Origin of the sequence: Spirillospora sp. NPDC029432 (genome assembly GCF_040703975.1) — a bacterium.
Classification (GTDB): Bacteria; Actinomycetota; Actinomycetes; order Streptosporangiales; family Streptosporangiaceae; genus Spirillospora.
The window spans coordinates 182,862-206,374 of record NZ_JBEZWH010000002.1; the positions used below are offsets into that span (position 1 = coordinate 182,862).

At 74.1% G+C, this 23,513-nt stretch carries 25 protein-coding genes; 19 read left to right on the forward strand and 6 right to left on the reverse strand.

Going from position 1 to position 23,513, the window contains the following annotated elements:
• Nucleotides 1-359 precede the first annotated feature (359 nt).
• Nucleotides 360-956 carry a hypothetical protein gene (locus AB0881_RS02265; RefSeq protein WP_366613623.1) on the reverse strand — a complete coding sequence of 199 codons (597 nt, stop codon included), beginning with the start codon at nt 954-956 and terminating at the stop codon, nt 360-362.
• Between the two features lie 180 nt (nt 957-1,136).
• Between AB0881_RS02265 and AB0881_RS02270 the strand changes: the two genes are divergently transcribed.
• A complete protein-coding gene (locus tag AB0881_RS02270; RefSeq protein WP_366613624.1) occupies nt 1,137-2,969 on the forward strand; it encodes a serine/threonine-protein kinase in 1,833 nt (610 codons plus the stop codon).
• Between the two features lie 3 nt (nt 2,970-2,972).
• On the opposite strand, the gene AB0881_RS02275 is transcribed toward AB0881_RS02270, so the two are convergent.
• Nucleotides 2,973-3,305, reverse strand: coding sequence for a YnfA family protein (locus AB0881_RS02275; RefSeq protein WP_366613625.1), 333 nt, complete (start codon nt 3,303-3,305; stop codon nt 2,973-2,975).
• Nucleotides 3,306-3,360: 55 nt separating this feature from the next.
• Here AB0881_RS02275 and AB0881_RS02280 point away from each other — a divergent pair, with 55 nt between their 5' ends.
• Both AB0881_RS02280 and AB0881_RS02285 read left to right on the forward strand, forming a co-directional pair.
• Complete coding sequence (locus AB0881_RS02280) at nt 3,361-4,308, forward strand: zinc-binding dehydrogenase (protein ID WP_366613626.1); 948 nt, start codon at nt 3,361-3,363, stop codon at nt 4,306-4,308.
• The gene (locus tag AB0881_RS02285; RefSeq protein WP_366613627.1) at nt 4,305-5,189 is read left to right on the forward strand and encodes an LLM class flavin-dependent oxidoreductase; all 885 of its coding nucleotides are present in this window, start codon (nt 4,305-4,307) and stop codon (nt 5,187-5,189) included. The genes AB0881_RS02280 and AB0881_RS02285 overlap by 4 nt, the downstream gene beginning before the upstream one ends.
• Here the strand turns inward: AB0881_RS02285 and AB0881_RS02290 are convergent.
• Nucleotides 5,179-5,703, reverse strand: a complete 525-nt coding sequence (locus AB0881_RS02290; protein ID WP_366613628.1) for an NADAR family protein — start codon at nt 5,701-5,703, stop codon at nt 5,179-5,181. The genes AB0881_RS02285 and AB0881_RS02290 overlap by 11 nt on opposite strands.
• Nucleotides 5,704-5,815: 112 nt before the next feature.
• Between AB0881_RS02290 and AB0881_RS02295 the strand changes: the two genes are divergently transcribed.
• Nucleotides 5,816-7,411: a glycohydrolase toxin TNT-related protein gene (locus AB0881_RS02295; protein WP_366613629.1), complete on the forward strand. Its 1,596-nt coding sequence runs from the start codon at nt 5,816-5,818 to the stop codon at nt 7,409-7,411.
• A gap of 13 nt (nt 7,412-7,424) precedes the next feature.
• Here the strand turns inward: AB0881_RS02295 and AB0881_RS02300 are convergent, their stop codons facing one another.
• Together AB0881_RS02300 and AB0881_RS02305 are read right to left on the reverse strand one after the other, a co-directional pair.
• A complete protein-coding gene (locus AB0881_RS02300) occupies nt 7,425-8,105 on the reverse strand; it encodes a hypothetical protein (protein WP_366613630.1) in 681 nt (226 codons plus the stop codon).
• 61 nt (nt 8,106-8,166) lie between these two features.
• Nucleotides 8,167-8,967, reverse strand: coding sequence for a methyltransferase domain-containing protein (locus AB0881_RS02305; RefSeq protein WP_366613631.1), 801 nt, complete (start codon nt 8,965-8,967; stop codon nt 8,167-8,169).
• A 128-nt stretch (nt 8,968-9,095) separates the two neighbouring features.
• Here AB0881_RS02305 and AB0881_RS02310 point away from each other — a divergent pair, with 128 nt between their 5' ends.
• The 3 genes from AB0881_RS02310 to AB0881_RS02320 all read left to right on the forward strand — a co-directional run bounded on the left by AB0881_RS02310 (nt 9,096) and on the right by AB0881_RS02320 (nt 11,385).
• Complete coding sequence (locus AB0881_RS02310; RefSeq protein ID WP_366613632.1) at nt 9,096-9,455, forward strand: hypothetical protein; 360 nt, start codon at nt 9,096-9,098, stop codon at nt 9,453-9,455.
• A gap of 143 nt (nt 9,456-9,598) precedes the next feature.
• A complete protein-coding gene (locus AB0881_RS02315; protein ID WP_366613633.1) occupies nt 9,599-10,471 on the forward strand; it encodes an enoyl-CoA hydratase-related protein in 873 nt (290 codons plus the stop codon).
• Between the two features lie 164 nt (nt 10,472-10,635).
• Nucleotides 10,636-11,385: a polysaccharide deacetylase family protein gene (locus tag AB0881_RS02320; RefSeq protein ID WP_366613634.1), complete on the forward strand. Its 750-nt coding sequence runs from the start codon at nt 10,636-10,638 to the stop codon at nt 11,383-11,385.
• Between the two features lie 7 nt (nt 11,386-11,392).
• Here the strand turns inward: AB0881_RS02320 and AB0881_RS02325 are convergent, their stop codons facing one another.
• Nucleotides 11,393-11,653 carry a hypothetical protein gene (locus AB0881_RS02325; protein ID WP_366613635.1) on the reverse strand — a complete coding sequence of 87 codons (261 nt, stop codon included), beginning with the start codon at nt 11,651-11,653 and terminating at the stop codon, nt 11,393-11,395.
• 113 nt (nt 11,654-11,766) lie between these two features.
• Here AB0881_RS02325 and fdxA point away from each other — a divergent pair, with 113 nt between their 5' ends.
• The 12 genes from fdxA to AB0881_RS02385 all read left to right on the forward strand — a co-directional run bounded on the left by fdxA (nt 11,767) and on the right by AB0881_RS02385 (nt 23,509).
• Complete coding sequence (fdxA, locus tag AB0881_RS02330; protein ID WP_366613636.1) at nt 11,767-12,093, forward strand: ferredoxin; 327 nt, start codon at nt 11,767-11,769, stop codon at nt 12,091-12,093.
• 116 nt (nt 12,094-12,209) lie between these two features.
• Nucleotides 12,210-13,295: a succinyldiaminopimelate transaminase gene (dapC, locus tag AB0881_RS02335; protein ID WP_366613637.1), complete on the forward strand. Its 1,086-nt coding sequence runs from the start codon at nt 12,210-12,212 to the stop codon at nt 13,293-13,295.
• Between the two features lie 106 nt (nt 13,296-13,401).
• Nucleotides 13,402-14,016, forward strand: coding sequence for a DUF4178 domain-containing protein (locus AB0881_RS02340; RefSeq protein WP_366613638.1), 615 nt, complete (start codon nt 13,402-13,404; stop codon nt 14,014-14,016).
• 4 nt (nt 14,017-14,020) lie between these two features.
• Nucleotides 14,021-14,530 (forward strand): DUF2617 family protein, encoded by a 510-nt coding sequence (locus tag AB0881_RS02345; protein ID WP_366613639.1) that lies wholly within the window; start codon nt 14,021-14,023, stop codon nt 14,528-14,530.
• A 32-nt stretch (nt 14,531-14,562) separates the two neighbouring features.
• Nucleotides 14,563-14,955: a DUF4247 domain-containing protein gene (locus AB0881_RS02350; protein WP_366613640.1), complete on the forward strand. Its 393-nt coding sequence runs from the start codon at nt 14,563-14,565 to the stop codon at nt 14,953-14,955.
• On the forward strand, nt 14,952-16,091 hold the full coding sequence (locus AB0881_RS02355) for a hypothetical protein (RefSeq protein ID WP_366613641.1): 1,140 nt from the start codon (nt 14,952-14,954) through the stop codon (nt 16,089-16,091). Before AB0881_RS02350 ends, AB0881_RS02355 begins: the two co-directional genes overlap by 4 nt.
• A complete protein-coding gene (locus AB0881_RS02360; protein ID WP_366613642.1) occupies nt 16,088-16,516 on the forward strand; it encodes a DUF350 domain-containing protein in 429 nt (142 codons plus the stop codon). Before AB0881_RS02355 ends, AB0881_RS02360 begins: the two co-directional genes overlap by 4 nt.
• A gap of 35 nt (nt 16,517-16,551) precedes the next feature.
• Nucleotides 16,552-18,207, forward strand: coding sequence for a polyamine aminopropyltransferase (locus AB0881_RS02365; protein WP_366613643.1), 1,656 nt, complete (start codon nt 16,552-16,554; stop codon nt 18,205-18,207).
• A gap of 30 nt (nt 18,208-18,237) precedes the next feature.
• Nucleotides 18,238-20,889 (forward strand): DUF4132 domain-containing protein, encoded by a 2,652-nt coding sequence (locus tag AB0881_RS02370; protein ID WP_366613644.1) that lies wholly within the window; start codon nt 18,238-18,240, stop codon nt 20,887-20,889.
• Between the two features lie 54 nt (nt 20,890-20,943).
• Nucleotides 20,944-21,474 (forward strand): PadR family transcriptional regulator, encoded by a 531-nt coding sequence (locus tag AB0881_RS02375; protein WP_366613645.1) that lies wholly within the window; start codon nt 20,944-20,946, stop codon nt 21,472-21,474.
• On the forward strand, nt 21,471-22,151 hold the full coding sequence (locus AB0881_RS02380; RefSeq protein ID WP_366613646.1) for an ABC transporter ATP-binding protein: 681 nt from the start codon (nt 21,471-21,473) through the stop codon (nt 22,149-22,151). Before AB0881_RS02375 ends, AB0881_RS02380 begins: the two co-directional genes overlap by 4 nt.
• Nucleotides 22,148-23,509, forward strand: coding sequence for an FtsX-like permease family protein (locus AB0881_RS02385; RefSeq protein ID WP_366613647.1), 1,362 nt, complete (start codon nt 22,148-22,150; stop codon nt 23,507-23,509). The genes AB0881_RS02380 and AB0881_RS02385 overlap by 4 nt, the downstream gene beginning before the upstream one ends.
• Nucleotides 23,510-23,513: the final 4 nt, after the last annotated feature.

Here is a 23,513-nt window from a genome sequence, read left to right on the forward strand (position 1 = left end):
CGCTGAGGATCGCGCTCGTTCGGCCAGGTCGATGGTCGCCGGTTGGGGCGCTGCGGGGGGAGCGATCTCGACTCCGCCCCCACCTTGCTCGTCACCGTTCACAGTGGGGATCGTGGTTCCACCACCGCCACCGTTGGAACCGCCGCCGCCACCACCGCCGCTCTGGCCTCCGTCGCTCTCGGGAAAACAGACGGGGACCTTGGGGCCGATTCCGCAGGGGGCGGCGTTCGCGGGGAGCGCGCCCAGGAAGGGAGCCGTGAGGGCGGCTGTCAGCGAGGCGGCGGCCAGTGGGGCCAGGCGCGGGCGTCGGGGCATCGCGGGTCCTTCGTTGGGGGCCGCCTTGGGTGTGGTACGGCGGGTCAGCATTTGTCGTCCCGGACGGTCTCGGAGACCTTCCATGTGCCGGCGTCGTAGCGGACGGCGGTGCGGTGGAGGTAGGCGCCGCCCTCGCCGCCGCCGATGCGCTTGCCGGTCTTGGCGGAGAAGCGGTAGCTGGCGAGGGTGCGGAGGCAGTCGACGACGTAGACGGTCAGGCCGTCCTTGGCGCGGGCGTAGACCTTCGCGTTGGAGATGTTGGTGAACCGCCAGATCTCGCCCGCGGCCCTGGTCTTCTCGACGTCCCGGGTGATCTGGGTGAGCAGGGGGTCCATGGCGACCGTGCCCAGCTCCGACGGGTCGTTGGTCTCGTACACCCGCTTGTAGACGCGCTGGTACTCGCGGTAGCGGGTGAGGACGGTCTGGTTGAGCTGGGGGGTGGGGACGGCCGAGGGGGGTGTGGCCGGGGGCTGGGAGGTGGTGGCGGGGGTGTTGCGGGCCAGGGAGCCGTTGGGCTCGAAGTCGCCTGAGGACGGCTGCCGGCCGCAGGCCGCGGTGAGGACCGCGAGGGCGGTCAGCGTCAGCGCGGGTCGTACGCAGGAACGCCCGTGGGGGGAGGAACGTACCAACCGGGCGTGCATCGCCATCCCTGATCGTCCAGTCTCGACAACGGGGCGGAGTACGCGCGAAAGCTTACAGAGGAGTGTGGGGCGGGAAAAGAGCTTCGTTGCGGAAAGGTTCGTGTCGTCGGGCCCGAACTTTCCGTGACGGGAGGCGATCACACCGTGCGTGCCTCATGATCTGGGGTGGGAGGATGTGCGGTGAACGAGTGGCGGATCGACGGGTTTCACGAGGTTCGGGAGCTGGGGGCCGGGGCCCAGGGACGGGTGGTGCTGGCCCGGCACGCGACGGCCGGGACCCCGGTGGCGATCAAGTACCTGGTACGCGGCGCCGGGGCCGAGCTGGAGCGGCTGCGGCATGAGGCGGTGCTGCTGGGGCGGGTGCGGGATCCGCATGTGGCGCGGCTCTACCGGCTGGTGGAGAGCGAGCACGGGGCCGCGATCGTCATGGAGGCGGTGAACGGCGTACCGCTGAAGCGGGTGCTGTCGGAGCACGGGGCGCTGGGGGCCGAGGCGTCGCTGACGGTGCTGAAGGGGTCGCTGCAGGGGCTGGCGGCGGCGCATGCCGTGGGGGTCGTGCACCGGGACTACAAGCCCGCGAACGTGGTGGTGCAGGCCGACGGGTTGAGCAAGCTCATCGACTTCGGGATCGCGGTTCCGCAGGGGGCGGACGGGCGTTCGGGCACGCCCGCGTACATGCCGCCGGAGCAGTGGCGCGGGGAGCCCGCGACTCCGGCGGCGGACGTGTACGCGGCCACCTGCGTCTTCTACGAGTGCGTCACCGGGCGGCGGCCGTTCACGGGGTCGGGGCCCGAGCTGATGGCGAAGCATCTGAACGCGGATGTCCCGGTGGACGAGTTGCCGGAGGCGTTGCGGGAGTTCGTCGGCCGGGGGATGGCGAAGGAGCCGGGCGAGCGTCCGGCGGGGGCCGCGGCGTTCGTGGAGGAGCTGGAACGGGCGGCGGCCGCGGCGTACGGGGTCGACTGGGAGCAGCGGGGTGTCCGGGCACTGGCGGGTACGGCCGTCGCGCTGGCTGCGTTGTTCCCGCTGGTGGCGGCCGGGATCGGTTCGGCCGCGCCGGTCGCCGTGGGTACCGCGGCGGCCACCGGTGCGGCCGGTGCGGGGACGGGTGTGGCGGGGGCCGCTGCCGGTACGGGCGCGGCGGGTAGCAGCGCTGTCGGCGGGGGTGTGGCCGCGAGCAGTACGGGCGTGTTCGCGACGGTCGGCGGTAAGGCGGCGCTGGTCGTGGCCGGTACGGCCGTCGTGGCGGGTACGGGCGGGGTCGTCGCCTACACGGCCGCGGACGACGGGGTGGCCGCGCCGCCCGCGCGGCCGGTGGCGGCGACGGTGGCCGTTTACAACCAGACGTTCACCGATGCGCGGCTGGTGGTGCAGAATGCGCAATACGCGCGGATCACCGGGCTCCGGGACGCGGCGATGCAGGAGCGCGTCAACAAGGCACTGCGCGAACCGCTGGACTGGAACCTGAACTATCTCCGCAGGTCGTCCACCCGAGCGGGGGCTGCCTGCACCCAGGACGCGCGGCTGAGCACGACCACGCGGATGGGGTTGCGCGGGCCGTCGCTGGTCTCCGCGGTCTACAAGACGAGCGCGCGGTACTGCGCGCCCGCCGACGGTGAGATGCCGGGGTGGGCGGTCACGGTGGACCTGAAGACCGGGCGGGCGCTGAAGGCGGACGACGTGTTCAAGCCGGGGACGCTGACGGCGAGCGGGCTGACGGCGCTGTGGGGGCGGTTGAAGAGCGAGTCCGATACGGGGCGCAGGCCGTGGGGGCAGGTGATGTGGGGTGAGCGGGGCTGCGTGTCCGGCGGCCCGGAGCGTAAGGACTTCTTCCCGCGGCAGGACGAGGCGGGCCCGTGGCCGGCGACGGCGACGGCGTTCTTCGCGCCCGACCAGTTCGAGATCAACTGGTCGTCCGGCGGGAGCACCTGCATGTACGACCGGCTGACGGCGCCGTACGCGAAGGTGCGCGACCTGCTGAAGCCGGAGATCGTGGCGATGCTGCCGAAGTAGCGGTCAGGAGCGCGGGGCGTACATGATCACGGCGACTCCGGCGAGGCAGATCAGGGCGCCGATGATGTCGTACCGGTCGGGCCGGAAGCCGTCGAGGGCCATGCCCCAGACGAGGGAGCCGGCGACGAAGACGCCGCCGTACGCGGCGAGGATGCGGCCGAAGTTCGCGTCGGGCTGGAGGGTGGCGACGAAGCCGTAGGCGCCGAGGGCGATCACACCGGTGCCCGTCCAGGCGAGGCCGCGGTGCTCGCGGACGCCCTGCCAGACCAGCCAGGCGCCGCCGATCTCGGCGAGGGCGGCCAGGGCGAAGAGCAGCAGGGACCGGGCGATCGTCATGATCGTGAGGGTAGCGGGTTGACCTCAAGTCAGGTCGAGGTTGCAGGCTTGCCTCATGAGAGCGGTGTGGTTGAAGGAGTTCGGCGGGCCGGAGGTGCTCGTCGCGGGTGAGGCCCCGGATCCGGTTCCGGGTCCGGGGCAGGTCCTGGTGGACGTGGCGTACGCGAACATCACGTTCGTGGAGACGCAGTTCCGGTCGGGCGCGCCGTCGCCGTTCAGGCCGGAGCTGCCGGTGATCCCGGGGAACGGGGTCGGCGGCGTGGTCGCGGCGGTCGGCGAGGGCGCGGATCCGGGCCTGGTCGGGAGGCGGGTCGTCAGCGGCATGGGCGGTTCCGGCGGTTATGCCGAACGTGCCGTGGTCGACGCGGCCGGCCTGTTCGCCGTTCCGGACGGCCTGGAGCTGGACGCCGCGGTCGCGCTGCTGGCCGATGGCCGTACCGCGACGATGATGCTGCGGGCGGCGGCGCCGGCCCCGGGCGAGCGGGTCCTGGTGGAGGCGGCGGCCGGCGGGGTCGGCACGCTGCTGGTGCAGCTGGCGAAGGCGGCGGGGGCGACGGTCGTCGCGGCGGCCGGGAGCGGGCGGAAGCTGGAGCTGGCGCGGGAGCTGGGCGCCGACGAGGCGGTCGACTACGGGCGGCCGGGGTGGGCCGATGCCGTACGCGGCGTCGACGTGGTGTTCGACGGTGTCGGCGGTGACATCGGGCGCGCCGCGTTCGGGCTGCTCGGCAAGGGCGGCCGGATGGTCAGCTACGGGCTGGCGAGCGGCGAGTGGGCGGGCGTCCCGGAGGAGCGGGCCGCCGAACGCGGCGTCATCCTCGTGCAGCCGAAGCCCGATCCCGCGCTGATGCGCTCGTGCACGGAGAGCGCCTTGGAGGAGGCCGCCGCGGGACGGCTGCGCCCGGTGATCGGGCAGCGGTTCCCGCTGGAGCGGGCCGCCGACGCGCACCGGGCCATCGAATCGCGCGCGACCGTCGGCAAGACCCTGCTGGAGGCCGTCCGATGAACGTCGGGGTGAACCTCCCGTCGGCGGGCCTGGAGCAGGCGGCGGGGGTGGCCGAGCACGCCAGGCGCGCCGAGGACGCCGGGCTGGAGTCGGTGTGGGTGGGCGACCACCTGATCGCCAAGGACCGGCCGTTCCTGGACAGCACGCTGCGGCTGGCGGCCGCCGCCGCCGTCACCGAGCGGGTGCGGATCGGGTTCGGCGTGATGGTCCTGGCGCTGCGCCCGGTCGCGTGGGCCGCCAAGCAGATCGCCAGCCTCCAGCACCTCTCGGGCGGCCGGGTCCTGCTGGGCGTCGGTACGGGCGGCGCCGTGCACGGCGACGCGGGCTGGCGCGCGGCGGGCGTCCCGTACGCGGAGCGCGGCGCGCGGACGGACGCGGCGCTGGCGGTCCTCCCCGGCCTGGTGAGGGGCGAGGCCGTGGACCTGGGGGACGGCGAGGTCGCGCTGTCGCCGGGCGCGCCGATGCCGCCGGTGCTGATCGGCGGCGGCCCGGCGGCGATGCGCCGGGCCGCGCGGTTCGGGGACGAGTGGTACCCGGCGTTCTCCGACCCGGCGCGGATCGCGCCCGCAGCGGAGAAGCTGGCGGCGCTCGCGGCCGAGTACGGCCGGCCCGCGCCCCGCCTGACGGTCAGCGTGAGCGTCGGGCTCGGCGACGTCCCGGCGGAACGGATCGACGCGCAGGTGCGCGGCCTCACCGAGTACGGCATGACCGAGGACGAGGCCCGCGGCGCGCTGGTCACCGGCACGCCGGAGCGGGCGGCGGAACGGTTCGCGGAGCTGGCGGAGGCGGGCGCCCACCGCGTGATCGCGATGCCGTTCCCGGCGGACGGCCTGCGCCAGATCGAGCTGGTCGGCGAGGCGGCCGCCCTGCTCAGGCGCTGAGCGCGTCCCGGGCGTCCATCAGGGCGAATCCCAGGAGGTTGAGGCCGCGCCACCGCGACGGCTGCAGCGCCTCCGGCCGGTGCTCGTCGAGCCCGATGCCCCAGACCCGGTCGAGCGGGCTGGCCTCGACGAGCACCTTGCCGGTCGTGGAGTACAGGTAGTTCCGCAGCCGGTCGTCGGAGTCGAACTTGGCGATGCTGCCGCGCACGACGATGCCGTACCGCGCGGCCGTCCAGGCGTCCTCGTCGAAGCCCTTCACGCGGCGGCCGAGGGCCTTGGCGCGCCCCGGGTCGGGGTCGGCGAGGATCTTCTCGGCGGCGGCCGTGTCGCCGAAGAGCCGCGCCTTCTCGGCCATCATGTAGTGCTCGGCCGTCGGGTACTCGACGCCGTCGAGCGTGAACGGCGACGGGTACCACTGGCTGAGCCGGCCCTTCTCCTTCTTGCCGCCCCAGAACAGCACGAACTCCGGCAGCCGCCCGCGTTCCTCCAGGTCGAGCAGTTCCTCCATGCGCATCCTCCGAGCGTGGCGCAGCGGGCGGCGCGGCGGCAAACAGGTTTCCGTGCCCTAAACAGGATCAATCGGTAGCCTGCCGGGCATCGCGTTGATCGGAGTGGGGGACGGGTTCGTGAGCGGGCAGAAGGAGCGCATCGCCGAGGTCCAGCGGCGGGTCATCGACTTCCTGGCGGGCATGGCGCCGCCCGGGAGCCGCCGGATCGACGTGCACTGCGTCGCGACCGTCGCGGTGAACGACATGGCGGTGACCGTGCTCACCGAGGACGGCGGGACGGTGCGGCCGGAGGAGATGCCGTCCGAGCTGACCGACCTGCTGCTGGAGCTGCGCCGCGCGCACTACGTGCCCGAGCGGGGGACCTGGTTCTCGGCGCGCTTCATGCTGGAGCCGGGCGCGCCGATCCGCCCGATCTTCAACTACGACCACGACCCGAACTGGGACCCGCCCATCCCCGTGGACTGCTGGCGGCGCGACCAGATCGTGATGCCGCGCGACGGCGCCGACCTGCCGGGCTGGCTCCAGGCCCGGCTGGAGGGCCGCGAGCCGTCCTACCCGCGCGCCGCGCCGGGCGAGGTGCTCAACCCGGTGGAGCAGATCGAGCTGCTGTCGAACGAGCTGGGCGTCCTGGTCGGCGACCAGGCCCCCGCCCTGTGGGACCAGGTGTTCGGCTACTACCAGGCGGCCGGGGACCATGTGGAGCACCCGCCCGCCATGGTGCAGCTCGCCGACCGGACGATGCTGACCTGGGCGCTGCCCCCGGCGGCGGACGCGCTGTTCGACCGGCTCCGCGCCGGTACGTACGGGTTCCAGCGGAGCACCTGGGGGCGGATCGACTACCGGGTGACGTTCGAGGAGGGGACGGTACGCGTCCAGGCGAAGTTCACCAACGACGAGGAGCCCGCCTGGAACTCCGCGCCGTCCGTCCACGACCTCCGGCTGGAGGTGGAGCGCTTCCCCGAGCACGCCGGACGCGAGTGGATCAAGCGCCGGCTGGACGCCGCCGGGCCGCCCCCGGCCCCCGCCACGGTCGTCCAGCGGATCGACCCCGAACCCGCGCCCGCGCCCGCCGCGACGGTCGTCCAGCGGATCGACCCCGACCCCGACCCCGTACCCGCGCCCGCTGCCGAGCCGCCGGCCGCCGCGGCGACGGACGACCTGGAGAAGCGGCTGCGCGACCTCGGCGTCCCGGCGTCGGCGTACCGCATCGGGGAGGTCGCCGAGGGCGCCTGGTGCCTGCTGCCCGAGGACGGGCGCTGGACGGTCTTCCAGGCCGGGGAGCGCGGCCGCCGCGACCACGAGTCGGTGTTCCCCGCCGAGCGGCGGGCGGCGGCCCACCTGCTGGGCTCGGTGCTGCTCGACGGCCCGCCGCCGGAACGGCCGATCACGCCGCTGGCGGGCGAGCCGCCGCTGACGCTGTTCCGCGACCGGAAGATCATCGAGGTGCCGGCCGGGACGACCGTCGACCGGTACGGGGGCGACGGCGGCAACCTCACCTACGCGGTGCGGACGCCGTTCACCGAACGGTCGCTGCCGCCCGACTGGGCCGGCCGCCCGTACCAGGCGTTCCGCCTCCAGCGGCCGCTGCGCGCGCTGACCGGGGTCGCGGTGCCGTGGTTCGACCAGCCCGGCGGCGGCACCGCCTACCTCTTCGAACGGTCCGTCGCCGACCTTGTCGCCGAGGGGGCGCTGGTCACAGTCCAGGACGGCTGACGCCGGCGGGCGGTCAGGCGCGGCCGATGCCGGCGACCAGGTCCAGGCCCAGGATCAGGTCCAGGTGGATCACGGTCTCCAGCTTGGCGCCCGGCTCGACGGTCGGGTCGGCGGTGAGCTCGTCGAGGACGGCGAGCGCGGTGGGGCTGTCCAGGTCGTCCCACAGCGCCGCCTCGGCCTCGGCCGCGTACGCGCGGTCCATCGGCCGGCCCGGCTGCGTCGCCCACTCGGCCACCGAGTCCCGCCAGTGCGCCAGGTCGCGGCCCGCGCCGACGACGAGGTCGCCGTCCATCACGTCGGGCTCCGAGTAGCGCTCGCGGAGGATCGCCAGCCGGACGCACAGCGGGTCCACGCTGGCGCTCTCCACGAGCTTGTCCCACTCGTACCGCTCCGGCGGGACGACCAGGCAGCGGCGGCCGGGCACCTCCGCCGAACCGATCCACAGCGTGCCGTCCGGCGGCCCCTCCGGGTCCGCGATCTCCACCTCGGGCAGGCTGAGCTCGGCGAAGTCGGCGTGCGGGCGGACCCGTGCGGAGCGGGTGAGGAGGACGCGGCGGCGGGACCGCTCGGCGACCCGCCGGAGCAGGTCGGCGGTCACGAGCGCGCGCTCGCTCCCCTCGTGCACGTGTACCCGCAGCCCGTACGGCGGGATCTCCAGCTCCTGTCCGGTCCGATGATCGCGCAGGCGCAGCATGTTCCAACCCTACGTTCGCGACCGCCCCGAACCCAGGAGGAACCCGGCCGTGCCGCCGAGATCAGAGACCGGTGAACGGCGGGCCCTCGGGCATCGGGGCGCTGCTGTCGGCCTTGCGGACGGCGGCGAAGCGGAGCCGGACGTAGTCGGCGACCCAGCCCGACTCGCGGCGCAGCGCCGGCGCGGCCAGGTCGTTGATGCGGTGCAGCAGCGGCTCGACCAGCTCCGGCGGCACGTCGGCCAGCGCGCGCGGCGCGTACACGCGCACCCAGTCGGCGGCGCCGTTGGGGCCCTCGGTCATCCGGGACGGGCGGTCGGCGTGCTCCAGCAGCCGGATCGTGAACCCGCCGTCCTCCAGGCGCCGCGCGTACTCGGCGGGGGTGGGGAAGTACCAGGGCAGTTCGGGCTCGCCGAGCCCGAACACCCGCCACGCGGTCTGCATCGCGACGATCAGCTCGGCGCAGTTGCCGGCGCCGCCGAGCTCGCCGACGAACCGGCCGCCGGGCCGCAGCGCCGCGTGCACCCGGGCGATCACGGCGTCCGGGTCGCGGACCATCCAGTGCAGGGCGGCGTTGGACGCGACCGCGTCGAACGGCTCGGTCGTGGTGAAGTCGTGCGCGTCCCCGACCGTGAACGACAGCCCGGGGTGCAGCCGGCCCGCCTGGGCGACCATCTCCGCCGAGCCGTCGATGCCGAGGACCTCCGCGCCGCGCTCGGCGATCTCCGCGGCGAACGTGCCGGTGCCGCACCCGAGGTCGATGATCCGCTCGCCGGGCTGCGGGTCGAGCAGATCGACCAGGGGCGCGCCATGTGCGGAGACGTACCCGAAAGCGGAGTCGTACGTCGCGACGGCCCAATTCACCGTCGTAATTTATCCGATAGGTCATGAGGATGTAGCGGCGTTGCCGATGCCGGACGGCGTAGGGTGATCAGTTTCACGAGCGCCGTTGACCGGCTTCCTGCCGCCGTCCTGTCCCGTACGGTCAGGACATGGGCGAGCGGGGCGGCACGGGTGCCGAGATAAGGATCATCGGCGCGGAACTGGCGGACGGCCTGGAGCTGCGCACCCGCGGCCTGGCCGCCCGAGGCCGCCCGGAGCTGCGCGTGTCGGGCCTCCCGCCGTACCTCGGCCAGGGCTGGGCCCGCGTCCTGGGCCTCCTGGCCCAGCGCCTGGCGGCCCTGGACCCGGCGGCACCCGTCCCGGCCGAACTCGACCTCGCCCCCGAGGTGACGATCGCCCTGCCCGCCGAGGACGGCGACCTGGTCCCCGCCCCGCCCGCGTCCCGCGCCCCCGCGCCCGACTGGCACCGCGACGTCCTCCTCGCCCTGTTCCCCTCGGCCCACTCCTGAACGCCCCTTCGCGCCGCCGCTCTCCCGCGGCCCTCCGAGCGGCCCTGGGGTGCGCTGCGGCCGGGCGGACTTCCTAGAATGCGGTTCTGGTCACGTCGGTGGCCGGCGGGCGACCGGCCCGGCAGGCGCGAGAAGGGACCGCAGTGCCGTACAGCGAGATCGAGTACGAGGTCCGGGACGGGATCGCCACGATCACCCTGAACCGTCCGGACCGGATGAACGCGTACACGTGGACGATGCGGGCGGAGATGCTCGACGCCTTCGACCGCGTCGACGCCGACGACGACGTGCGCGTGGTGGTCGTGACCGGGGCCGGCCGCGCCTTCTGTGCCGGCGCCGACCTCGGCGGTGGCGGCGGCACGTTCGACAAGGACCAGTCGCAGGACATGTTCGCCGGGGAGGACGACGTCCTGGAGGACGGTACCCCGCGCGACGGCGGCGGCACGGTCGCGCTGCGCATCGCGCGCTGCCTTAAGCCGGTCATCGGCGCGTTCAACGGCGCGGCGGTCGGGGTCGGCGTCACGATGACGCTGCCCATGGACGTCCGGCTGGCCAGCGAGAAGGCGAAGTTCGGCTTCGTGTTCGCGCGCCGCGGCATCGTCACCGAGGCCGCGTCGAGCTGGTTCCTGCCGCGCCTGGTCGGCGTCGCGCAGGCGATGGAGTGGGCCGCGACCGGCCGCGTCTTCGGTGCCCAGGAGGCCCTGGACGGCGGCCTGGTGTCGCGCCTGTACGCGCCGGACGAGCTGCTGCCCGCCGCGTACGCGCTCGCCCGCGAGATCGCCGACAACACCTCGGCCGTGTCGGTCGCCGCGATCCGCCGCCTCATCTGGTCGGGCCTGTCGGCGCCGTCCCCGTGGGACGCCCACATCGCCGACTCCCGCCTGATGGCGGCCATGGGCGGTGCCCCGGACGCGAACGAGGGCGTGACCTCGTTCCTGGAGAAGCGCGACGCCGTCTTCCCCATGAAGGTCAGCAAGGACCTCCCCGCCGAGGTTCCGGACTGGCCCGTCCGCTAGGTCCGCCCGCATGTCGCCCTCCAAAACCCCCATGGAGGGCGACATGTGGCGGTCAGGACTAATCACTATGTGTATGACTAGTGCGACGGAGGGTATGTAGCGCGCCAGGCAACACGTTTCGGGGGTGCGTGGTGCGAATACGTACTTATCTCATTCCTCTGGCGGTGGCCGTGCTGGCGGCCGCCGGATGCACGGGGCAGGTGGACGAGCGCCGGGCCGGGGCGGCGCGGCAGCAGGTCGCGCTGAAGAAGAAGGCCGTGCCGAAGCCGCTGCCGCCGCGCCGGATGGACTGCGCGGCGGTCAAGTGCCTGGCGCTGACGTTCGACGACGGGCCCGGGGAGTACACCGCCCGGGTGCTGGACGACCTGCGGAAGGCGGGCGCGCGCGCCACGTTCTACATGCTCGGCCAGAACGTCGGGTCGCATCCGGACGTGGTGCGGCGGATGCCCCTGGAAGGGCACGAGGTCGCCAACCACAGTTGGTCGCACGCGGACATGACCGGGCTGTCCAGCGGCGCGGTGCGGTCCGAGGTGAGGCGGACGCAGGAGGCGATCAAGCGGGCGTCCGGGGTGGCGCCGACGTCGTTCCGGCCGCCGTACGGCTCCACGGACGCGCGGGTGGGCAAGGCCGTCGGGATGCCGCAGATCCTGTGGAGCGTCGACAGCCTGGACTGGCTGCACCGGAACGTGCGCAAGAACGTGCGGGCCGGGGTGTCCGAGCCGGAGAAGGGCGGCGTCGTCCTGTTCCACGACATCCACAAGCCGACCGTCACGGCCGTGCCGGAGATCCTGGCGGGGCTGAAGAAGCGAGGCTTCACCCTCGTGACGGTGACGGAACTCTTCCAGGGACAGCGGCTCGACCCGGGGGGCAGGTACACCGAACTCGGCGAGAAGGGCCCCACGGTCGCCCAGTAGCGCCGGGTCAGTCCTGGTCGCGCGGGCGACGCCGGCGAGGCGGCGGCATCGGGGGGACGACCTTGCCCGCGACCACGATGGCCTCGGGCACATCGACGATTTCGTCGGTACGGCGGCGCACCCGCAGGAGCCCGTCCGACCACGATTCGAGGACGCCCACCACGTCGCTGTACTCTCCCGTAGGCAGACGGCGACGCAGCGAGATCCGCTGGCCGACGTCCGCGGGCGTGATGGACACGACCAGCCGCGCGGCGAAGTGGCCGGACATGTGAGGACCCCCGGTGTCGAATCGTCTGAGCCGTGGTGGCAATACTATTCACAGCGAGCGTGCGGTGAGCCGTGACGTGCGGCGGGGCCGGTAACCCGAGAGGAGTCACTGACGTGACCTACGTCATCGCGCAGCCCTGCGTGGACCTGCTCGACAAGGCATGCATTGAGGAATGCCCGGTCGACTGCATCTACGAAGGGAAGCGCCAGCTCTACATCCACCCGGACGAGTGCGTCGACTGTGGTGCGTGCGAGCCGGTCTGCCCGGTGGAGGCCATCTACTACGAGGACGACGTCCCCGAGCAGTGGAAGGACTTCTACAAGGTCAACGTGGAGTTCTTCGACGACCTCGGCTCGCCGGGCGGTGCCTCCAAGGTGGGGAAGATCGACAAGGACCACCCGATCGTCGCCGCGCTGCCTCCCCAGGAGCACGACGAGTAGGACCGGGAGCGTTCCCGGAAGAACAGGGTTGCGTACCCTCAGGGCCGTGGTCTCCGCAGACGGGAGACCGCGGCCCTCAGGGCTTTTCGCAGGACTTCTTGCAGGAGGAGAGCGAGTTGCAGACGCTGCCGGACTTCCCGTGGGACCGGCTCACGCCGTACAGGGAGCGGGCCGCACGGCACCCCGGCGGCGTGGTCGACCTGTCGGTGGGCACGCCCGTCGACCCGACCCCCGAACCGGTACGGGCCGCGCTCGCCGCCGCCTCCGACGCCCCCGGCTACCCGCAGACGTACGGGACGCCGCGGCTGCGCGAGGCCGTCGCCGGCTGGATGCGCCGCCGCCTCGGCGTGCCGGGCGCCGACCCGGCCGCGGTGCTGCCGGTGATCGGCAGCAAGGAGCTGGTGGCCTGGCTGCCGACGCTGCTCGGCGCGGGCCCGGGCGACAAGGTCGTCTTCCCCGAGCTGGCGTACCCGACGTACGACGTGGGCGCGCGGCTGGCGGGCGCCGACCCGGTCGCCGCCGACTCGCTGCTGGCCCTTGGGCCGGCCGTACCGAAGATCTTCTGGCTGAACTCGCCGTCCAACCCCAGCGGCAAGGTGCTCCCGGCCGAGCACCTGCGCAAGGTCGTCGCCTGGGCGCGGGAGCGCGGCGTGACCGTGGTCAGCGACGAGTGCTACCTGGAGTTCGGCTGGGACGAGGAGCGCCCGCCGATCTCGGTGCTGCACCCGGACGTGTGCGGCGGCTCGCACGAGGGCCTGCTCGCGGTGAACTCGCTGTCCAAGCGGTCCAACCTGGCCGGGTACCGGGCCGGCGTCGTGCTGGGCGACCCGGTGCTGGTGCAGCGGCTGCTGGAGGTCCGCAAGCACGCCGGGATGATCGTTCCGGCGCCGGTGCAGGCGGCGATGACGGTGGCGTTCGAGGACGACGCCCATGTCGAGGAGCAGCGCGCCCGGTACGCGCGGCGCCGCGAGATCCTGCGTCCCGCGTTCGAGAAGCACGGGTTCCGGATCGACCACTCCGAGGCCGGCCTCTACCTGTGGGCGACCCGGGACGAGCCGTGCTGGGACACCGTCGGCCACCTCGCCGACCTCGGCATCATCGTCGGTCCCGGCGACTTCTACGGCCCGGCGGGCGGCCGGCACGTCAGGATCGCCCTGACGGCCACCGACGAGCGGGTCGAGGAGGGCGCCGCCCGGCTCTGACGGATCCGCGCCCGCTGTGACGTCGGAGACGCGGATAGTCATTTCGAGGCATTGTCGGTAGGATCCCGCGCGTTGCCCGGATTCCGTATTTTCACTGGAGGTGCCCGTGGACGGGCGAGTGATTGCCGTCCTGCTGGCGCTCATCCTGTGCGCTTTGCTCGTCATCATCGTCCTGATGGTGCGGCGGCGTTCGGCCGGGCCCGCCCCCGAGGCGGCGGCGCCCGCGCCGCGCGACCCGTTCGCCGCCGAGGACCAGGTGGGCGGGGACCCGCGGACGATCAAGGCGGGCGACATGGTCGAGTACCTCGGCGTCCGCTACTTCGTGCGCGGCTCGCTGCGCCTCCGCGAGGGCGGCTTCACCTGGAGCGAGCACCTGCTGGACGCCGACACCATCGAGGGCACCAAGGTCTGGATCTCCGTCGAGGAGGACCCGGACCTGGAGGTCGTCTGGTGGACCGAGCAGGACGTGGGCGACCTGACCCCCGACCGCAAGACGCTCACGCTGGACGGCGTCGAGTACCGCCGCGACGAGCACGGCACCGCCGACTACGCGAGCGAGGGCACCACCGGCGCCGGTGACAAGGGCAGGGTCGAGTACGTCGACTACGAGGCCCCCGGCGGCCGCTACCTGTCGTTCGAGCGGTTCGGCGGCGGCGCCTGGGAGGCCGGCACCGGCGAGCGCGTGCCGAACGGCACCCTGACGATCTACCCGGGCAGCTGACCCCTTGCTCGCCCCCCTCGACACCCCCTACGCGGACACGCGCGCCGACGCGCTGTCGTTCGCGCTCGGCCTGCCCCCGATGGACGCGCTCGCCGTACTGCCCGTGCGGAACGGCGGCCTCGCGCTGGAACTGCGCCTGCTCGGCGCCTCCCACCAGGTGATCGTCGAACCCGGGTTCAGCGAGACGGTGGCGTGCCTGCCCGGCGACCCCGAGCCGCTGCCCGGCCGCCTCCACGCGGACCACGCGGGCTGGGCGTACGACTTCACCGCCACCACCGCCGCCCACGGCGACGGCGCGGCCTTCGAGCATGCCGTGGACGAGCTGCTCGCGCGGCTGGACGGGCGCGCGGACGCGCTGACCGGAACGTTCCCGGGCTCGCCGCACGCCGTGACCGCCCTCGCCCTGACCACCGACCCCAGCCGGCCCGGGCGGACCGGCTGGCACACCTGGCACGCCTACCCCCAGACCCGGGAGATCGTCATGACGCGCAGCCGTCTGGTGAGGACGCTATGAGCGCCGCGCGCCGCGGCGCCATGAAGGGACACATGATCGGGGCGGGACTGGTCGCGCTGTTCGGCGCGATCGTCCTGCTGATCGCGCTGTTCGGCGGCAAGACCTCGCCGCGCGGCTACATCGCCAAGCACTACAAGAAGGTGTCGGCCGGAACGTACTCGTCGCCGAAGGCGCCGCTGGCGGTCGCCGAGGACATCGTCGACAGGAACGGCACCAAGGACCGGGTCTACACCCCGACCGGGGTGTTCCTGCGCTACCACAACGCCGTGGTCGGGATCCTGCCCGAGGGCCGCGGCTCGAAGATCACGCTGGACGCGCCGGCGCGCGGCTACGCCCGCTACCACTCGTACGTGGGCGGCAGCTGGGGCGGCAGCGGCGGGCGCGCCACGTCCTTCCGCGGCGGCGGACCCGGGGAGGGCAAGTGACCGGCGGCGGCCAGGGCGGCAAGAACGACAAGAGCGGCAAGAACAAGAACAGCGGCGGCCAGAAGAAGCAGCAGGGGACGACCCCGGCGCAGCGCACCCAGCAGCAGAACAAGTCGAACAACGCGATGGGGTGCGGCTGCGTGGTCGCGGTCATCCTCGTCGTGTTCGTCCTGCCGGTCCTGTGGAGCCTGTACGATGAGGGCGTCTTCGACGGCAACGACAGGGCGATGGAGACCGCGCCGGTCTTCGGCCCCCGGGACGCCGGGCGCCTGGTCGAACGGCTCTCGCACGCCTCCAAGGCGCAGGGCGTCTGCTACGGCTGGGTGGTCGACTCCGGCCGCTACCGGCAGATCCCGAAGGTGACGCCCTCGTACAGCGGCACGTTCCGCCCCGAGGCCGTGCAGCCCTCCACGCAGCCGTCCGCGCAGCCTTCCATGCAGCCTTCGACGCGGCCCTCCGCGCGGCCGTCGGTCCGGCCCACCGAGCGCACCACCGCCACGGCCCGCCCGACCGCCCCGCGCCAGGGCGCGACGCCCGCGCCGCGGCGCACCCGCACGTCCCCGGCGCCCACTCCCACCCCCTCCGGGACGATGTCGGAGTACGAGCGCGCCGAGATGGAGAGGAGCCTGGAGCAGCTCGAGGAGGCCGGCGTCGAGTACGGCTCCAACCTCGGCGTCGGCGTCGACCCGCGCCAGGTCCCCGACCGCTGCCCGAAGTGGGTGGTGCTCGAGGCCGACTACAGCTACTCGTCGCAGTACCAGGAGTGGACGTCCGGCACCACCTCGATCGAGAGCAACATCGGCGACCTGGACGAGACGTCGATGTACCAGTTCGAGGAGATGCTGGGCCAGGACTACGGCAGCGGCGACGACACCGACGACATCGACGGCGAGCAGGGCATCGCCCGGCTCGCCGACCAGATCGGCGCGGTGCCGATGCTGGTGGCCCAGGAGGGCCTGGCCCCGCCGGTCCCGGCGCAGGCCGAACGGGTGGCGCCGCCGCCCGGCGACCGGATCTCCGAGTCGAAGTTCACCGCGCGCAACGTCTTCACGGGCGTCGGGATCGCGCTGATCGCGCTCGGCGTGGTCTGGGTCACCGTCGCCGCCGTACGGAACCGGAGGAGCACCAGCTCATGATCGACGACATCCTTCAGGGCAGCGGTGCCACGCTGGCGTACGGCGCCGTCGGGATCGCGCTGCTGGCCCTGGGCTACCTGCTGGTCGAGGTGACCACGCCCGGGAAGCTGGGGCAGCAGATCTGGGCCGAGCGCAACCGCGGCGCGGCCCTGATCCTGGCGGCCAAGCTGCTGGGCGTCGGGGCGATCGTCACCACCGCCATCGCCACGAGCGAGGACGACCTGGCGGCCGGGATCCTCAGCACCGTCGTGTACGGGCTGATCGGCATGGTCCTGATGACGGTCGCGTTCTACCTGCTCGACCTGCTCACGCCGGGCAAGCTCGGCGCGACCGTGGTCGACGCGCGCGAGCTGCACCCGTCCTGCTGGGTCGTGGCCGCGGCCGACCTGGCCACCGCCGCGATCGTGGCGGCGGCCATCTCCTGAGCGACGCCTCGGGACCGTACCGGGGGGAGGTCCCTATGCGAGAGACAACCGAAACGGCCGCGCCCGAGGTCGCCGAGACCGACGAGGCCCCAGAGGTTTCTGAGGCCTCAGGGGTCTCTGAGGCCGTGGCGGCCTCCGGGGCGCTGCGGCTGCCGGCGCGGGCGGCGCGCGCCCTGGTGCTGGCGGCGGTGTTCACCTGCGCCGCGTGCGGCCTGGTGTACGAGCTGGCCCTGGTCGCGCTCGGCAGCTACCTGATGGGCAACTCCGTCACCCAGGCGTCGATCGTGCTGTCGGTCATGGTCTTCGCGATGGGCGTCGGCTCGCTGGCCGCCAAGCCGCTGCAGCGGCACCCGGTCGCCGCGTTCGCGATCGTGGAGGGCGCGCTGGCGCTGCTGGGCGGGCTGTCGGTGCTGGCGCTGTACGCGGCGTTCGCCTGGCTCGACCTGTACGTCCCGGCGCTGGTCGTCGTGGCGTTCGGCGTCGGCGCGCTGATCGGGGCGGAGATCCCGCTGCTGATGACGCTGCTGCAGCGGATCCGGCGGCAGGACGCGGGCAGCGCGGTCGCCGACCTGTTCGCCGCCGACTACGTGGGCGGGCTGATCGGCGGGCTGGCGTTCCCGTTCTTCCTGCTGCCGCTGTTCGGGCACATCAAGGGCGCGCTGCTGGTCGGCGCGGTGAACGCCGTCGCCGGCATCGCGGTGGTGCTGTGGCTGTTCCGGCGGCAGATCGGCCGCGGCGCGCGGATCGGGCTGTGGGCCGGCATGGCGGCGGTGCTGGCCGTGCTCGGGGGCACGTACGCGCTGGCCGACCGCTTCGAGTTCTCGGCCCGCCAGGTCCTCTACCGGGACCCGATCGCGCTGACCGAGCGCACCCCGTACCAGGAGATCGTCGTCACCCGGAAGGTCGCGCTGTCCGGCCGTCCCGACCTGCGCCTCTTCCTGAACGGGGACCTCCAGTTCTCGTCGGTGGACGAGTATCGCTACCACGAGTCGCTCGTCCATCCGGCGATGGCGGGGGCGCGCGGCGACGTGCTGATCCTCGGCGGCGGCGACGGGCTGGCGCTGCGCGAGGTGCTGCGCTACCGGGACGTGCGGAGCGCGACGCTGGTCGAGCTGGACCCGGAGATGATCAAGCTGGCGCGGACGTACCGGGAGATCGCCGACCTCAACGGGCGCGCGTTCGAGGACCCCCGCGTCCGGACGGTCACCGCCGACGCCTTCTCCTGGCTGCGCTCCCTCGACCGGCGCTTCGACTCGGTCATCGTGGACATGCCGGACCCGGACGACGTCGCCACCGCGAAGCTGTACTCGGTCGAGTTCTACGGGCTGGTCAAGCAGGCGCTCAAGCCGGGCGGCCGGATGGTCGTGCAGTCCGGCTCGCCCTACTTCGCTCCCAAGTCGTTCTGGTGCATCGAGAAGACGATCGGCGCGGCGGGGCTGGCGACCGTCCCGTACCACGTGGACGTGCCGAGCTTCGGCGACTGGGGGTACGTGCTCGCCACGCCGACCCCGGAGCCGCCGAAGCTGGAGCTGCCCGGCGCGCTCCCGGGCGGGCTGCGCTTCCTGGACGCCGACGTGCTGCGTTCGGCCGCCGTCTTCGGCAAGGATCTGCGCCACCGCGACGTCGAGGTGAACACGCTCGTCCACCCGCGCCTGGTGGAGTACGAGGGCGACGAATGGAAGGACGCCTAGCGTCCCAGGGCTGCCCTACGGTGGGGCGCCATGGAAGATCGCCTCCCCGACGACGAGAACGCGCCGCTACTCCCCGCCTCCTGGCGGCGCCGCCTGCATCCGCGCCGCGGCGGCGCTCCGCTGCCCCGCCCCAAGATCAAGCCCGCGGCGGCCGCGGCGATGGCGGCGCGGATCGAGGACGGGCGGCCGCTGTGCGAGCTCGCCTTCGCCGCCGCCGAGAGCGATCCGGCCCTCGCGGACGCGGGCCGCCGCTTCCTGGACGGCGAGGCCGACCCGCTCGGCGCCGCGGTGGTGGGCGCCACCGCCCTTCCCGAGCTCTCCCACGGCGTCCTCGGCGAGAAGGACGCGTGCGCGCTGTTCGACGCCTGGACCGCCGGGCACGGGCTCGGGTTCGCCGCCCGCGTGTTCGCGGAGATGAGCGAGCTGGCGGTCCGCTGGGCCGCCGGCCACGGCGTGCGGCGGCCCGCGTGGATCACGGGACGGAACGACCCCTGGCCCTGGCCGATGGCGGGGATTGCGCACGCGGCGGGCCGCCGGCTCCGGATCATGCTGGCCGCCGCGGGCGAGGAGGAGTACGCGGCGGCCGAGGAGGCGCTGGCGGGCGCCCGCCGTACCGACCGGCAGCGGCTGGTGGCGTCGTACCTGGTCCCGACGCGGCGCGACTGGGCGGCGGAGGTGTGCTCGGAGGCGCCGTCGTCTCGGGAGTTCGAGTACGGGTGGATGCTGCCGTGCGCGCTGTCCGCCGAGCATCTCGGCCTCGTCCGGTTCCAGGACGACTGGCCGGCCCGCCTCGACGTCATCGCCACGCTCGTGGACGGCGCCGGCGCGGCGATCGCGCCGTTCGTGGCGGAGAGCGGGGGCGAGGCCGCCCTGGACGTCCTCGCCCTGCTCCCCGGCGACGAGGCGTTCGGCCACCTGCTCGAACGCCGGGAGCGGGAGGGCGGCCTCCGCGCCCTCACGGCGGCGATGGGCCGCTTCCCCCGGCGGGCGCTGCGCCTGCTGGCGGAGTCGGGGTCCGCGGAGGACGCGCGCCTGCTGGCCGTGCACGTACGGGCCCGTCCCGCCCTGGCGGCCGAGCCCCTCCCGGCGGAGGCGCGGCGGGCGATCGAGGAGGAGGCGCGGGCGCTCGTCCCGGAGGCCGCGCCGGACGAGCTGCCCCGGATCCTGGCCGATCCGCCGTGGGCGCGGGCCGTACCGGCGGCGGCGCCCGCCACCGTCCCGGGCCTGGAGCCGGTCGGGGAGCCGCTGGCCGTGGATCCGGTGGACGTGCTCCCCGCCAAGATGCCGGCCCCCGTGGACCCGCTGACCCCGCACCTGCTCCCGCAGGTGCTGCTGCGCGGCCGTGACCGGGCCCTGCCCGCCGCGGCCGTCGGCCACCTGCTGACCATGATGGCGATGTCCAGCCCGGGGGAGCGGTACGCGGGCGTGGACCCGGTCGTGGAGAGCTGCGATCCGGAGTCGCTGGCCCGCTTCGGCCTGGCGGTGTTCGAGCGGTGGCTGGCGGACGGGACGCCGGCCGCGGCCGCCTGGTCGCTGACCCAGCTCGGCTGGACGGGCGACGACGCGGCGGTACGGCGGCTGTCCCCGCTCGTCGGGGCCTGGTCGCGCGCTGCCGCGCACGCGCGGGCGGCTGCCGCGCTGGACGTTCTGGCGTCGATCGGCACCGAACTCGCCCTGGCGCACCTGCACGGCATCGCGGAGCGCACCCAGTACCGGAAGATCCGTGAACGGGCGCGGGAACTGATCGGGCGGGTCGCCGCCGGCCTGGAGCTCACCCCCGAGCAGCTGGCCGACCGGCTCGTACCGGACTTCGGCCTGGACGCGGCGGGCGGCCTGACGCTCGACTACGGGCCGCGCCGCTTCACCGTCGGCTTCGACGAGTTCCTCAGGCCCCGGGTGGCCGACGAGGACGGCACGCCCCGCAAGGACCTGCCCAGGCCGGGCGCGCGCGACGACCGTGACCGCGCCGCCGCCGCGTACCGGCGGTTCGCCGATCTGAAGAAGGACGTGCGGGCCGTCGCCGCCGCCCAGCTCGCGCGGCTGGAGGCGGCGATGCTGGACGGCCGCCGCTGGACGGCGCCGGAGTTCCGCGAGCACCTCGCCTGCCATCCGCTGGTCCGGCACATCGCCCGCCGCCTCGTGTGGACGAGCGGCGCGACCTCGTTCCGGATCGCCGAGGACGGCACCCTCGCCGACATCGCCGACGACGCGTTCGCCCTCCCGCCGGACGCGCGGGTCCGGATCGCGCATCCGGTCCTGCTCGGGGACGAGGTCGCGGAGTGGACGCGGACGTTCGCCGACTACGAGATCCTCCAGCCGTTCCCGCAGCTCGGCAGGCCCGTTCACGCGCTGACCGCCGCCGAGCGCGGGAGCGGGCGCCTGGAGCGCTTCGAGGGCGTGACGGTCCCGCCCGGCGCGGTCCTGGGTCTCGCCCGCCGCGGCTGGGACCGGGCCGCCGCCGGGGAGACAGGCCTGGAACCGTACATCCGGCGCACCCTCCCTGGCAGCGGCCGCATCACGGTCGATCTCGATCCGGGCCTGCTGTCCGTCACTCCCGGCCGGTCGCCCGGCCAGCGCATCGCCCGCGTCCGCGCGGTGCTGCCGCCCGCCCCGGACCCGGTTCAGGTCAGCGAGGCCCTCGCGGACCTGGCCGCCCTCGCGGAGACGCCGGGCCCGATCTGAGGTCGGCCGGTCGGCTATTCACTCAGTACATACACTGAGTGTATAGTCCGCGCCATGTCCACACCGCAGATCCTGCTGGCCCTGCTCGCCGAGCGGCCCAAGCACGGGTACGAGCTCAAGCGGGAGCACGACGAGCGGCTGCCCGGCGCCAAGCCGCTGCCGTACGGGCAGGTCTACTCGACGCTGCAGCGGCTGGAGCGCGACGGGTACGTGACCGTCGCCGGGGTGGACCGGGAGAGCGGCCCCGAGCGCACGGCGTACGAGCTGACCCCGGAGGGCGCCGGGCGGATGCGCGCCTGGCTCGCCGAGACCGAGCCGCCCGCGCCGTTCGTCACGGGCGCGCTGTTCGCGCGGGCGCTCATGACCCTGGCCGTCGGCGACGACCCGCGCGCCGGCCTGGAGCGCCAGCGCGCGGCCCACCTGGAACGGATGCGGGAGCTGACCCGTGCCAAGACGGCCTCGGGGGCGCCCGCCGCCGAGGTCCTGGCCGCCGAGTACGCACTGCTCCACCTGGACGCCGACCTGCGGTGGATGGAACTGGCCATCCGCCGCCTGTCCGGCCCGACCGAGGAGAACGACCGATGAGTCCCCTGCTGCAAGCGAGCGCGGTCGGCAAGACGTTCGGCCGCACCCGGGCGCTGCGCGGTGCGTCCCTGGAGATCGACGCCGGCGAGGTGGTGGCCCTGTCCGGCCCCAGCGGCTCGGGCAAGAGCACGCTGCTGCACTGCCTCGCGGGCATCCTCGTCCCCGACACCGGCGAGATCCGGTACGGCGGGACGCGCCTCGACGAGCTGGACGAGGAGGCCCGGACCCGGCTGCGCCGCGAGTCGTTCGGCATCGTCTTCCAGTTCGGCGGGCTGGTCCCGGAGCTGACCGCCGCCGAGAACGTCGCCGTCGCGCTCATGTTCGGCGGCCTCGGCCGCGCCGAGGCCGCCGCCACCGCGTCGGAATGGCTCGGCCGCGTGGGCGCGGGCGACTGCGCGAAGCTGCGGCCGGGCGACCTGTCCGGCGGCCAGGCGCAGCGGGTCGCGCTGGCCAGGGCGCTGGCCACCGGGCCCAAGGTCGTCTTCGCCGACGAGCCCACCGGCGCGCTGGACAGCGTCGCCGGGGAGGAGGTGCTCGGGCTGCTGCTGTCGACCGCCCGGGAGCACGGCACGACCGTGGTCCTGGTCACCCACGACAACCGGATCGCCGCGTTCGCCGACCGCGAGATCGTGATCCGCGACGGTGTCGCGGGCGAGGCGCCGGCGGTGCGCCGGTGAGCGGCGGGGGACGGGTCCTGCCCGCCGTCGCCGGGATGCTGGCGCGCGGTTCCTCCCGGGCCGACCGGCGGCGCCGCCGGCTGCTGACCGCCGCCGCGGCCATGGCCGCCCTCTTCCTGCTCGCCGCGGTGAACGTGCTGCTGATCCGGGGCACCACCTCGTCCCGGTGGGCCGGCCTGGTCACCGAGTCGGGGTTGCGGCCGGGCACCGCGCTGGCGCTGGCGCTGCTCGTCGTCCCGCCGCTGGCGCTGCTGCACCAGGCTGGCCGCGTCGCGCAGGCCACCCGGGAACGGCGGCTGGCGGCGCTGCGGCTCGCCGGTGCCACGCCCCGGGACGTCCGGCTGCTCGGCGTGGTCGAGGCCGTCCGGGTCGGCGCGGCCGGCGCGGTCGCCGCGTGCGTCCTGTACGTGCCCGCGCAGCGGGCGGCGATGGCCCTGCTCGGCGTGAAGGACACGGAACGGTACGCGATACCGCTCTGGGTCCTGCCCGCCGCCGTCGTGCTGGTGGCGGCCGCCGCCGCGGTGGTCGGCCTCCGGGTGTCGCGCCATGTCGTCGCCTCCCCGCTGCGCGTCGCCCGGCGCGCGCCGCGCCCCCGGCCGTCCCGGTACGCGCTGGTGCCGCTCGCCGCCGGCGTGCTGCTGATGGTCGCGGGCACGTCCGCCGGGTCCGTCGACAAGGTCGGGCTGCCGCTGTTCTACGCGGGCGGGATCATCACGGTCGCCGGCGTGATGGCGGGGGCCGGCCGGCTGGTGCTGGTCTCCGCCCGCCTCGCCGGCCGCCGGGCCCGTTCCCCCGAGACGCTCCTGGCGGCGCGGGCCCTGGAGGCCGATCCGCGCGCATGGGGCCGCACGATGGCGGTCGTCGGCCTGGTGGTCGCGTTCGGTACGGGCACCGGCACCATCGAGGGCGATGTGATCCATACCTTCAGGGAGGCGGGCTCGCCCGTCGACACCTTCTGGCTGGTGAGTTTCGGCCTCACCCATCTGGCGCTGCTGGTGGCGCTGCTCGTGGCGGTCACGGCGCTCGTGGTCAACCGCGCCGAGGCGCTGCTGGAGGGCGGGCACTCCATGGCGGTGCTGGCCGCGGGCGGTGCCCCGCTCGCGTCGCTGCGGCGGTCGGCCCGGCGCCAGGCGCTGATCGCGGCGACCCCGGTGTGCGTGGTCTCCGCGCTGGCGGCGACCGCCGGGATGGGGCCGGGCGTCTTCGTCACCGAGCAGCCCCTGACGGCGCTCGCGTGGACGTCCGGCCAGGCCCTCCTCACGACCGTCCTCGCGGTGGCGGCGGCGGTCGCCGTCACCGCCGTCTCCGGCCGGCTCCTCGCCAGGGCCGCCTCACCCGCGCGGCTCCGTACCGCCTGAGACA